At 74.1% G+C, this 11,797-nt stretch carries 9 protein-coding genes and 1 pseudogene; 8 read left to right on the top strand and 2 right to left on the bottom strand.

Annotated elements, in window-relative coordinates:
• Nucleotides 1–33 precede the first annotated feature (33 nt).
• Both Q2K16_RS04000 and Q2K16_RS03995 read left to right on the top strand, forming a co-directional pair.
• Nucleotides 34–2,079 (top strand): annotated as a pseudogene (locus Q2K16_RS04000) (penicillin acylase family protein); the annotation flags it as partial.
• Nucleotides 2,080–2,085: 6 nt separating this feature from the next.
• Entirely contained in the window at nt 2,086–2,646 is a 561-nt protein-coding gene (locus Q2K16_RS03995) for a GNAT family N-acetyltransferase (protein ID WP_302746357.1), read from the top strand.
• A 54-nt stretch (nt 2,647–2,700) separates the two neighbouring features.
• Here Q2K16_RS03995 and Q2K16_RS03990 read toward each other — a convergent pair whose 3' ends face one another.
• Nucleotides 2,701–3,198 carry a DinB family protein gene (locus tag Q2K16_RS03990; RefSeq protein WP_302743592.1) on the bottom strand — a complete coding sequence of 166 codons (498 nt, stop codon included), beginning with the start codon at nt 3,196–3,198 and terminating at the stop codon, nt 2,701–2,703.
• A 188-nt stretch (nt 3,199–3,386) separates the two neighbouring features.
• On the opposite strand from Q2K16_RS03990, the gene Q2K16_RS03985 reads away from it, so the two are divergent.
• Nucleotides 3,387–4,082 carry a GyrI-like domain-containing protein gene (locus Q2K16_RS03985; RefSeq protein ID WP_302746356.1) on the top strand — a complete coding sequence of 232 codons (696 nt, stop codon included), beginning with the start codon at nt 3,387–3,389 and terminating at the stop codon, nt 4,080–4,082.
• Here Q2K16_RS03985 and Q2K16_RS03980 read toward each other — a convergent pair.
• Complete coding sequence (locus tag Q2K16_RS03980; RefSeq protein WP_302743591.1) at nt 4,067–4,393, bottom strand: hypothetical protein; 327 nt, start codon at nt 4,391–4,393, stop codon at nt 4,067–4,069. The genes Q2K16_RS03985 and Q2K16_RS03980 overlap by 16 nt on opposite strands.
• Nucleotides 4,394–4,482: 89 nt before the next feature.
• On the opposite strand from Q2K16_RS03980, the gene Q2K16_RS03975 reads away from it, so the two are divergent.
• The 5 genes from Q2K16_RS03975 (at nt 4,483) to Q2K16_RS03955 (ending at nt 11,780) form a co-directional block, all read left to right on the top strand.
• Entirely contained in the window at nt 4,483–4,950 is a 468-nt protein-coding gene (locus tag Q2K16_RS03975) for a hypothetical protein (RefSeq protein WP_302746355.1), read from the top strand.
• Nucleotides 4,950–6,347 (top strand): hypothetical protein, encoded by a 1,398-nt coding sequence (locus tag Q2K16_RS03970; protein WP_302743590.1) that lies wholly within the window; start codon nt 4,950–4,952, stop codon nt 6,345–6,347. The genes Q2K16_RS03975 and Q2K16_RS03970 overlap by 1 nt, the downstream gene beginning before the upstream one ends.
• Nucleotides 6,344–7,747: a VWA domain-containing protein gene (locus Q2K16_RS03965; protein ID WP_302743589.1), complete on the top strand. Its 1,404-nt coding sequence runs from the start codon at nt 6,344–6,346 to the stop codon at nt 7,745–7,747. Before Q2K16_RS03970 ends, Q2K16_RS03965 begins: the two co-directional genes overlap by 4 nt.
• Nucleotides 7,748–7,761: 14 nt before the next feature.
• A complete protein-coding gene (locus Q2K16_RS03960; RefSeq protein ID WP_302743588.1) occupies nt 7,762–8,874 on the top strand; it encodes an ATP-binding protein in 1,113 nt (370 codons plus the stop codon).
• An 80-nt stretch (nt 8,875–8,954) separates the two neighbouring features.
• Nucleotides 8,955–11,780, top strand: a complete 2,826-nt coding sequence (locus Q2K16_RS03955; protein ID WP_302746354.1) for a DUF5682 family protein — start codon at nt 8,955–8,957, stop codon at nt 11,778–11,780.
• Nucleotides 11,781–11,797 lie beyond the last annotated feature (17 nt).

The raw sequence follows: 11,797 nt of genomic DNA, 5'->3' as shown, positions 1-11,797 counted from the left end.
GGCACGGAACCGGGCGGTCGTCCGGCCACCGGCGTGCACCGCGACCGGTGGGGCGTACCGCACCTGTGGGCCGACACCGTCGACGAGCTGGCCCGGTGGCAGGGCAGGGTGGCCGCCACCGACCGGGCCTGGCAGCTGGAGGTCGAACGGTGGCGGGCCGAGGGCCGGCTCGCCGCCCACGTCGGCCCGTCCGAACGGGACTGGGACCGGTTCGCCCGGCGGGCCCGCCTCGACGACACCGCCCGGCGCTGCTTCGACAGGCTCGCCCCGGCCACCCGGCGCTGGGTCGCCGCGTACGCCGACGGGGTCAACGACGCGTTGCCGGCCGGCGCGGCGGCGGCCCCGGAGTTCGCCGCCACCGGCAGCACGCCCGGCCGGTGGCGACCCTGGTCGCCGCTGGGCGTGTTCCTGGTCCAGCACATCCTGTTCGGCACCTTCCCGCAGAAGCTGTGGCACGCCCACGTCGCCGCCACCCTCGGCCCGGACGCCCGCGACCTGTTCGCCGTCGAGGGGCCCGGCGGCTCCGGCAGCAACGCCTGGGCGCTGCCGGCCGACCCGCTGACCGGCCGCGCGCCGGTCATCGCCGGCGACCCGCACCGGCTGCTCGAACTACCCGGCATCTACCAGCAGATCCGGCTCGCCTGCCCCGAGTTCGACGTGGTCGGGCTGGCCTTCCCCGGCGTACCGGGGCTGCCGCACTTCGGGCACGCCGGTGACGTCGCCTGGGCGGTCACCAACGCGATGGCCGACTACCAGGACCTCTACCGCGAACAGCTCCGCTGCGACGGCGACCGGGTACTGGTCCGCGACGCCGACGGCTGGGTGCCGGCCCACCGGCACGTCGAGCGGATCGAGGTACGCGGCGGCGCGACCGAGACCGTCGAGGTGATCGAGACCCCACGCGGCCCGGTGATCGACCACGACCGGCACACCGGCGAGGCGCTCAGCCTGCGCACCCCGACCCGGGTCACCGGGAACCTCGGCTTCGAGGCGCTGCTGCCGCTGCTGCGGGCCCGCACCGCCGACGACGTCGCCGACGCGCTGCGCAGCTGGGTCGAACCGGTCAACAGCGTGCTCGTCGCCGACCGGCACGGCACGGTGCACCAGCTCGTCGCCGGCCTGGTGCCCGAGCGCGACGACAGGTGCCGACGGGAACCGGTGCCGGGCTGGGACCCCCGCTACCGGTGGCGCGGTGACTACGCCACGGCCAAGCCCGTCGAGGTCGACGAGCCGGTGGTCTGCGCCAACGACCGGCGCGACGACACCGCCGCGCTCGGTGTCGACTTCGCCCCGCCGCACCGGGCCCGCCGCATCCGTGACCTGCTCGCCGACGGCGTCGCCGCCCCCGACGTCCACATGGACACCCGGCGTGGGTCGACGGTCCTGCGGGACCTGCTCGCCCGACTCGACCCGACGCCGCTGAGCGCGCCCGCCAGGCGGCTGCGGGAGCGGCTGACCGGATGGGACGGTCGGATGGCCGCCGACAGCGTCGACGCCGGGGCGTTCGCCGCCTGGCGGGCCGCGCTGGTCCACCGGTTGGCCGCGCACCCCGCGCTGGGGCCGCTGCACTCCCCCGGCGGCTTCGACCCCCTCTTCGCGCCGTGGACCGACCCGCTGGCCCGCATCGGGCACGCCGTGGAGGGGGTGGTCGCCGGGCTGTCCCGCCTCGGCGGCGAGGTCGAACCGCTCGCCGCCGCCGCCCTGCAGGACGTCGCCACCGCCGACCCGGCCGGGACCTGGGGACGGCGCCACCTGCTGCACCCGCTGCACCTCGGGGTGTCCGACGCGGTCACCGAACGGGTCGCCGCGATGCGGGCGGCCACCACGCTCGGCGGTGACACCGACTGCGTGCTGGCCACCTCCAGCGTCCCCGGAATCTCCGACGCGTGCTGGCGTGGGCCGGTCGCCAGGTACGTGTGGGACCTCACCGACCGGGCGGCGAGCCGCTGGATCGTCCCCTTCGGCGTGTCCGGCCGCCCCGACGACCCGCACTTCGCCGACCAGTTGCCGCTGTGGGCCACCGGTGGGCTGATCCCCGTCGGCACCGACTGGCGCACCCTGACCACACCCCGAGACGAGGACCCCGTGGCCTACCACGAGCAGATCCCCGGCTTCGGTGAGCTGACCCTCACCGTGGTCGACCCGGCCGCCCACGCCACGCTGCTGCACGGCTGGGTGACCGAGCCCCGTGCGACGTTCTGGGGCATGGGGTCGTATACCGTCGAGGAGGTACGCGAGGTCTACACGTTCATCGACGGCCTGAGCACCCACCACGCGTACCTGATCGGGTTGGACGGCACACCGGTGGGCCTGTTCCAGACCTACCGGCCGGAGGCCGACCCGGTCGGGGAACGCTACCGGGTACGCCCCGGCGACATCGGCATGCACCTGCTGCTCGCCCCGGGCCGCCGGCCCCCGCGCGGGCTCACCGACGCGGTCGGCCCGGCGCTGGCCCGGTTCCTGTTCCGCGACCCCACCCGGCTGCGGATCGTGGTCGAGCCCGACGTGCGCAACCGGTTCGCGCTGCGCCGGCTGGAACGCGAGGGGTTCACCTTCGCCGACGAGATCGACATGCCCGACAAGCGCGCGCAGTTGGCGTTCCTCACCCGGGAGGGGTTCGCGGCGAACCATCCCGTCCCGGCGTGAGCCGCCCGACCCGCGGCAGGCACCCGTCCCGGTCGGGGCGTGCACCGCGCACCGTCAGCCGGCGACGATCTGCTCGCGGAGGATGTCGGCGTGCCCGCAGTGCTGGGCGAGTTCGCGGAGCACGTGCAGATACACCCACCGCAGCGGGACCGGTCCCCTCCGGTGCCCGGACAGGACGTCGTCGAGGTCCAGCGTCACCGCCGCCCGGCGGGACGCCGCGCAGGCCTCCCGGTACGCATGCCGTACGCCGGCGATCGTGTCGTCGGCCTCGAGCACGAACGACTCCTCCGACGCGGCGGGGATGCCCAGCTCGGCGCGCGACCGACCGGTGACGGCCTCGTCGAACCAGACCCGTTCCACGAAGGTCGCGTGTTTCACCAGGCCCAGCAGCGTGGTCCGGGAGGGCACCAGCGACCGGCGTGCCTGTTCCTCGGTCAACCCCTCCAGGCAGCCGTCGAGCGCGGCGCGGTGCTCGTCGAGGAACGCCTCGAACTGCGCACGGAGCGGCTGGGCGACGACGGCTTCGGCGAAGGTCGGCGGAAAGGCGGGCATGCGGCACAGCATCCCAGACACGCCGTCCGGTCGGCTGCCCGGGAATTCCTCTGGCATAGTGTCGGTCGGTCGCGGCACGGACGTCCAGCGGCCGACGGACTGCCGGGAGGGAGGGTCGGGAGCATGACGAGGTGTCCGGTCCCGTCCGGTGCCGGGTCGACGGGCCACTGCCCGGGCGGCGTCGACCGATGCCGGTGACGGATCCCGCCGACGGGAAGGTCGACTTCCGGCGGACCCTGGACGCCTACCGGGCGCAGAAGGGCCGGTTCCGGCTGGTTGACGTGCCCGACATGCAGTACCTGATGATCGACGGTCGGGGCGACCCCAATACCGCGCCGGCCTTCACCAGGGCGGTCGAGGCGCTCTATCCCGTCGCGTACCGGGTGAAGTTCGCCAGCGGGCGGGAACTCGGGCGGGACTACGTCGTGCCGCCGCTTGAGGGCCTGTGGTGGGCCGAGGACATGGCGTCCTTCACCACGGCGCGGGACAAGTCGCGGTGGCGCTGGACGCTGATGCTCATGGTCCCCGACTGGATCGGGCCGGGCATGGTCACCGCCGCCGTCGCGCAGGTCGGGGCGAAGCGGCCACCCGGGCGGCTGGACGACGTCCGCCTGGAGCGGCTGACGGAGGGGCGGTGCGTGCAGACCCTGCACGTCGGCTCCTTCGACGACGAGGCCGCCGTGCTCGCCCGTCTGCACGACGAGTTCGTCCCCGCCCACCGGCTCCGCCTGACCGGCACCCACCACGAGATCTACCTGAGCGACTTCCGCAGGGTCGCACCCGACCGGAGACGCACCATCCTGCGCCAGCCGGTCGTCGACGAAACCCGGCCCGTCGGGGATGGTCGCGGGGCCGCCGACGGCGGCGGTCAGCCGGCGCGGTAGCTCAGGTGGTGGCCCGTCGGCCAGCTGTGCAGGTTGTTGAGTTCGGCGGCCGGGCCGGTGCAGTCGGTCGTCCGGTAGCCGGACACGGAGTGGAAGCCTCCGCTCCAGGCGAGCAGCCAGGTCGCGTCGGCCGGGACGGGACGGCAGACGCCGTCGGGCGTGGCCTGCCGGCCGACCACCTCGGTCGGGTAGCTGGAGTAGAAGACCAGCCCCGTGTCGGACCTCGGGACGGGGCGACGGGAGACCGTGGAAGTGTCGTACCCGTGGGCCATGATCTTGTGGTCACGGCGACGCCGGCCCGGCCGGCGCACGCCATCAACCATGGTCGACGCCGGTGTGCCGGCGGGTGGGAGGACATGCGGTGACGGACGCTGACGAGGCCGCGTGGCGGCGGCGGAGCGTGGTGGCGGTGGTGCCACCGGCCCGGCCCCGCAAGCTGGCCAAGGTGCCCTTCGTCGAGCTGGCCGACGGGCGGTTACAGGGTGTGGTGTCCAGCGGTTCCGACATCGAGCGGGTGTACGTCTCGTCGGTGACCGCCGGTGACCACGCCTACCACTGCAGCACCAACAACAACCGGCCCTGCGGCGGGCTGCGTGGCGCGCCCTGCAAGCACCTGGAGGCCCTCGCCGACGAGGCCGTCCTCCAGTACGGCGTCGACCGGGTCGCCCGCTACCTGCGGGTGGACGCCGGTGACGGCACGCAGACCGGGGTCGAGCTGCTGTCCCGGCTGGACGCCCGGCACGAGCCGACCTCCGCCGCCGTGGTGTTCAGCCGGTTCCTGCGCCACCTGGCCTACCTCGAACTCCCGACCAGCACCACGGCGCTGCCCGAGCTGCACTGGTTCCCGTCGACCGGGGCAGGTCGCTGATGCTCGGCACGCAGCTGGCGCAGCTGCACGGCAGCGCCCCCGCCGGGCTGGCCGACGCCGACGACGTGGTCGCCGGATTCGACGAGGCCCTGCTACGGGGCTTCGCCCGGGTCGGCGAGGCGGACGCCACCGCGCTGACCGCGCTGGCCGGTGCGGTCGCGGGCACGCCGCTGGGTGAGCGGGTGGCCGAGGCGGTGGGCAAGGTGACCGCCGGTTCCGCCGGGCAGGAGCACCTGGCCGCCCTCGCCGGTGCCCGCACGGCGCTGCTGGGCGCGGCCCACGACGCCCTGACCGCCCGGTTCGACGCCGCCCTCGGGCGGGAACGCACGGCGTGGACGGCACCCGCCGGCGAGCCCGCCGGCGGCTCCCCCGCCCGCGCCGCCGCCCGGTCCTGGCTGCACGAGACGGCCCTCGCCGGATGGCGGGGCATCGACCACGAACTGCTCTCCGCCGTCGGCACGCCGGTCGAGGCGGCGCTGGCCGAGCCGGGGGCGCGGCGGCTGGCGGTGCTGCTCGACGGGCTCGCCGCCGAGCTGCGGGCCGGGTTGCCGGTGGCCACCATGGCGCAGCCGCCGGTACGCCGCTGGGCGGACCTGTGGGCCCGTGGCGTGCTGCTGGCCCAGGACGGGCCGGTGCCCGACGCGGCGGTCGACGCCGGACGGGTCACCGGTCGGCTGCTGCCGCTCGGGGTCGACGTCCACGAGCACGAGACCGCCGTCCAGGTGCAGTTGCACGCGATCCTCGAACCGGCCGACGCCGGCCCGGCCCGGCTGGTCCGGGTGGCGGTGGGCGCGGCGAAGGTCGCCACGATCGGTGGCCCGGCGGTGTGGCGGCTGCTGTCGGCGTACCCCGTGCTGCTCACCGCGATCGCGCAGCGGCGGGCACTGACCGTGACCGACCTGCCGGCGCACGGCGGCGACCTGCACTGGGTCGACGAGCGGGCGCAGGCCGGCGAGCCCGCCGACCCGTTCGCCACCGCCCGGGTGCTGCTGGGCACGGCGACGGCGGCGGCCACCGCACCGCTGGACCGGCATCCGGCGGCGATCGCCGAGCCGGTGCTGCTGGAGGGTTACACCGTGCACGACGGCGGGGCGACCGTCGACCTCGACGGGCAGCGCCTCGCGGTCGCCCTGGACCGGCTGCCGGCCGGCGGGCCGCTCACCCCGGCGCTGGTCGCCGCCTCGTCGTCCTGCCTGGGCCTGGCCCGTTTCGACGGCGGCCGGTGGCTGGTGCAGCCGCTGGCGGTGCAGGCCACCGTCAAGCGCCGGCCGGTCGAGGCGCACAACGGCGACTGGGCCGACGGGGTGACCGACCCGAAGGTGGCGAAGGCCGAGGCCAGGGCGGGCGACGCCGTGGCCGTGCTGCGCGAACGCGCGGGACGGTTGCTGCGCCGATGAACGACCCGACCCCGACGACCGGCGCCCTGCCCCCGGGTGACACCGTGCCCCCGGGCGATGCGGTCACCCCGGGTGACCTCGCTGCCGCCAACCGACGGCAGGTGCTCTACTGGCGGCTGCTGGGGCGGCTCTTCGACCCCGACGAACAGCCCACGCTGGAGGCGGCGAGCGTGGCCGTGGTCGACGACCTCGGCCTGCCCGCCGTGCTGCTGGACCCGACCGTGTCGGTGGACACCGTCGTGCAGCGTTTCCCCGCGCTCGCCGACGAGTTCCGCGGTCTGCTCGCCCCCGACCCGGCCGACGCCCCGGACGATCCCGACGTCGGGACCCACCGGCCCGGCGAGGCCGAGGTGCGCCGGGCGGCACTGGTGTCGAAGCTGCTGCTCAACGTCTTCGGCACCGGGTCCGGGCCGGTCAGCGCCGGCCAGCTGGCCCGCTGGCAGGCCGACGCCGGCTGGTTCGCCCAGGCGCTCGGCACCACGCCTGAGGAACTGCGTCGGCAGGGCGGCGGGCTGGGCGCCACCCTCACCGGCCTGGAGGGCGACCTGGTCCGCCGGATGCACCTGCGCGAGGTGCTGGCCGACCCGAAGCTGGCCGCCCAGCTCACCCCCAGCATGTCGCTGATCGAGCAACTGCTGCGGGACAAGTCCAACCTGTCCGGGGTGGCGCTGGCCAACGCGAAGTCGCTGATCCGGCGGTACGTCGACGAGGTCGCCGAGGTGCTGCGGACCCAGGTCGAGCAGACCACCGTCGGCACGATCGACCGGTCGGTGCCGCCGAAGCGGGTGTTCCGCAACCTCGACCTCGACCGCACCATCTGGCAGAACCTCACCAACTGGAGCCCGGAGGACGAACGCCTCTACGTCGACCGGCTCTACTACCGGCAGACCGCCCGCAAGACCACCCCGTCGCGGCTGATCGTGGTGGTGGACCAGTCCGGGTCGATGGTCGACTCGATGGTCAACTGCACCATCCTCGCCTCGATCTTCGCCGGGCTGCCCAAGGTGGACGTGCACCTGATCGCGTACGACACCCGGGCGCTGGACCTGACCCCGTGGGTGCACGACCCCTTCGAGGTGCTGCTGCGCACCAAGCTCGGCGGCGGCAACGACGGGCCGGTGGCGATGGCGATGGCCCGCCCCAAGATCGTCGAGCCGCGCAACACGGTGCTGGTGTGGATCTCGGACTTCTACGAGTTCGACCGCTCCCAGCCGTTGTTCGACGGCATCGAGGCGGTGCACCGCTCCGGGGTGCGGTTCATCCCGGTCGGCTCGGTCAGCAGTTCCGGTCAGCAGAGCGTCAACCCCTGGTTCCGGCAGCGCCTCAAGGACCTGGGCACCCCGGTGCTCTCCGGTCACATCCGCAAACTCGTCTTCGAGCTCAAGAGCTTCCTCACCTAGGAGAATCACCCCTCATGTCCGAGATGTTGCGTGCCCCCGCCGAGGTCAAGTACGCCGACGAACTCGACTACCTGGAGTCGGTCGACACCGGCCCGAAGCCGTTCTCGTGGCGGTTGAGCCCGCGCATGGTGCGGCTGTTCGTCCTCGGCTCGGAACGGGCCGACGGTCTGGAGCGGGAGATCCCGCAGAAGTGGTTCGGTGACGGCAGTTTCGTCGAACGCAGCATCGTGACCCTGGCGTCGGACCGGGGCCTGCTGCTCATCGGTGACCCCGGCACCGGCAAGAGCTGGCTGGCCGAGCTGCTGGCCGCCGCGATCTGCCGCAACTCCACCCTGGTGGTACAGGGCACCGCCGGCACCACCGAGGACCACATCAAGTACTCGTGGAACGTCTCGATGGTCATCGCCAAGGGGCAGTCCCGCGAGTCGATGATCCCGTCGCCGATCATGACGGCGATGGAACAGGGCGTCGTGGGCCGCTTCGAGGAGCTGACCCGGTCCACCAGCGACGTGCAGGACGCGCTGATCTCCATCCTGTCGGAGAAGTACGTCTCCATCCCCGAGTTGAACGACGACAACATCGTCTTCGCCCAGCCCGGTTTCTCGATCATCGCCACCGCGAACAGCCGGGACCGGGGCGTCAACGACCTGTCGTCGGCGTTGAAGCGCCGGTTCAACTTCGTCCGCATCCCGGTGGTCACCAACAAGCGCAGCGAGGCGGAGATCGTCCGGTTCCGCACCGAGGAACTGCTGCGCCGGCACCGTATCGAACTGGACGTGCCGCCCACCCTGCTGGACATCCTGTTGCAGAGCTTCGCCGACCTGCGGGCCGCCGCCGCGTCGGCGACCAGCGACGACGAGAAGCTGGAGTCGGCGCTGTCCACCGCCGAGCAGATCGGGGTGCTGGAGGACGCCATCCTGCACAGCCAGTTCTTCGGCGACCGGGCCCTGCGGGTGGAGACGCTGGCCGCCTCGCTGATGGGGTCGCTGGCCCGGCGCAGCCCGGAGGACCTGGCGATCCTCAACAAGTACCTGCACGGCGTGGTGGAGCCCCGGGCCAAGCAGCACGGCGAGGGCTGGGCCGGCTTCCTCGACGGCGGTCGCCAGGCGATCGCCTCGCTGTCGTGACCACCGCCCACACCGGCACCGCCGCGCCGCCCGGTGTCACCCGGCCCGCGACCGCCGTCGGCGACGCCGGTTCCGGCGGGGTGACCGCCGGACCGTTCGGGGCGCTGCGCGAGCAGCTCACCGACGCGGCTGCCACGTTCGCCGGTTCCGCCGACGCGCTGGCCGGCATCCTCGCCGGCATTGTCGACGACGTCGACCGGGCGTTGGGCGAACGGTTGGAGATCTTCCCGGTCTGTCACCACTCGCCGGCCTCGGCGCTGGCGATGGCACGCCGGCTGCGGCACAAGCAGCCCAAGGTGATCTATCTGGAGCTGTGCGAGGATCTCCAGCCGCTCCTGGGTGAGCTGCGCAACTGCCGGCTGCCGGTGGCGTTGCAGGCGTTCGCCTCCGAGCTGGACGGTTTCCCCGCCGAGTGGGGGCCGCTGAGTGTCGTCGCCCCGGTCACCGAGGCGTCCGCCGAGTACCAGGCGATCGCGTACGCGCTGGAGACGCCCGGGGTGGAACTGGTGCTGGTGGACCGTTCCACCGACCACGTCTTCCAGTGGTCGCCGCGCGGCGACGCCGGGGCGGCCACCGACGCGCCGGCCGACACCGCGCCGGCGGAGGCGGCGGCCGGCGAGGCCGGTGAGCAGACGGCGTTGCACGGCGACGCGGTCGGCGTGGAGATCGGCGACCTGCGGCCCCGGTTCGCCGAGTTGGAGGCGTACCTGCTGCACCACGGCAAGGTGCGGCACTGGTCGGAGTGGTGGGACCAGTACGTCGAACGGCCCCTCGCCGACGCCGACCACGACACCTACCGGCAGGTGATGGTGCTGATTGGCAGCCTGTTCCGTCGGCTGCGGCCGGCCGGGTCGGACCGTACCGACCGCGACGAGGACCGGGAACGCTACATGTGGACCCGGATGCGGGAGCACCTCGCCGCGTCCGGGGCCGACCCGGCGGACTGCCTCTACGTGTGCGGCGCGTTCCACGCCGCCAGCCGGGTCGAGCAGTTCGGGCTAGACTCCCCCGCCCCGGACTTCGCGATCACCCCCCGCACCGGCACCCGGTGGCGGTACGGGCTGATCCCGTCGAGCCACTCGGCCATCGAGGCACAGTTCGGGCTGGCCCCGGGGTCGGTGTCGATCGCCGCCGCGAACTGGACGCAGGCGGTCGGCCGGTCGGGCCTGACGCCGTACCGGCTCGACGGTCAACGGGGCGGCAAGGGCGGCCGGGGCCGGCGGAAGGCCGTCCCGCCGGCCGCCGGGCCGGCCGGTCCGGTCGCCGACCGGCTCACCGGGTTCCTCGCCGCGCCACCGCCGCTGGACGGGCTGGACGAGGCGGAGCTGCGCGGCTGGTGCGTGGACATCGTCCGGTTGGCCCGCCGCAACGGGTACCTGGCCAGCACGGCCGACGCGATCGCGGTGTTCGAGACCTCGATCCTGCTGGCCGGGTTGCGCAACCGGGCCCGGCCCACCCCGTACGACTTCGCCGACGCGGCGGTGACCTGCATCGAGAAGGACGTCGTGCCGGGGCGGCGGGACGTGCGGCGGCTCTGCGAGATCCTGCTCGGCGGGGACCGGATCGGGCAGGTCGGCTACGACGCCCTGCCGCCGCTGGCCCGCGACGTGCTCGACCGGCTCCAACCCCTCGGCCTGGACCTGGAGAAACGCACCATCCAACGGGCTCTGCTCGACCTGCACGCCACCCCGGAGCTGGCCGGCTGCTCGGATCTGCTGTGGATGCTGCGGCACCTGCTGCCCGGCGACGCGGTCCGCCCGATCATGGGTGAGCGCCGGTTGGGGCACCGGTCGATCCAGGAGAGCTGGGACCTGGCGTTGGGCCGGCACCAGCGGGCACTGATCGAGCTGGGCTACGAGGCGGTGACCGTCGAGCAGGTGCTGGAACAGCGGCTGCGGCGGTCGGTCCGGGGCCCCGAGGCCACGGCAGCCGGTGCCCTCGCCGCCGTGGAGGATGCCATCCGGTTGCTGGACAGCCCCCGGCTGGTCGACGAGTTGGGCGCGCGGGCCGTGGAGCTGCTGGCGGCCGAGCGGACCGTCGACGACGCGCCGGACGTGCTGCGGCGCATCCGCAGGTTGCTGGCCCACCATCGGGCCACCGTGCCGGCCCTGCCGGCCTGGTGCGCGGCGTTCGTGACGGTCGGGTACGCGCACTACTGCACCCTGCTGCCGACCGCGTTCGTCGAGGAGGAGACCGGGGTCCGGCAGGTCGGGGCGATGCTCGGCTTCCTGTTCAGCATGGAGAGCCTGGCGCTGTCGCTGGGCTGCGACAGGTCCCAGCTCGAACTCGCGGTGGCCCAGTCGCATCCCGAGAGCCCGGCCAAGGTCGCCCTGCTCTGGGCGGCGCGGCACCAGCTCGGCCTGCTGCCGCTGGCCGAGTTGCGGCAGCGCTGCGCCGACCTGCTGGGTAACCCGCTGGTGGTGCCGGCGTTCCCGAAGTACCTCTCCGGTTTCGTGCACGCGCTGGAACCGGTGCCGGGGCTCGCGCCGTTCGTGGTGGAGACGATGTCCACCGCCTTCGCCCGGTTGCCCGACCCGGTGCTGCTGCCCTGGCTGCCCACGCTGGTCACCACCCTGCGCGAGCACGGCCCGGAGCTGGTGCCGCTGCTGGTGCGGGAGGCCGCACGCACCTTCCCGGGGACGCTGCCCGAGTTGGACACCTGGGTGCCGCCGTGGCTGGGACCGCCGCCCGGGCCCGCTGCGGCGGCCCGTCCGGGCCTGCCGACGGGGCAGGTGCACGGCCTGCTCGCCGCGCATCCGGTGGCGGTGGACGCGGTCGCCGGGTTGCTGGGCTGCGACGGCGGTTGGGCGGAGCCGGTCGACGCCCCGGCGGGCTCGGCGGCGACGACACTGCTGCTCGCCCATCCGGGCACCGGGGAGGCGGTTTCGGTGCTGCTCGGCGGCTGAGGACCGGCCGCCGGGCC

The sequence above is a fragment of the Micromonospora cynarisoli genome, from assembly GCF_030518815.1.
Taxonomy (GTDB): Bacteria; Actinomycetota; Actinomycetes; order Mycobacteriales; family Micromonosporaceae; genus Micromonospora; species Micromonospora wenchangensis.
Note: the sequence above shows the minus strand (reverse complement) of the source record. Positions and strands in the feature narration are given on the sequence as shown.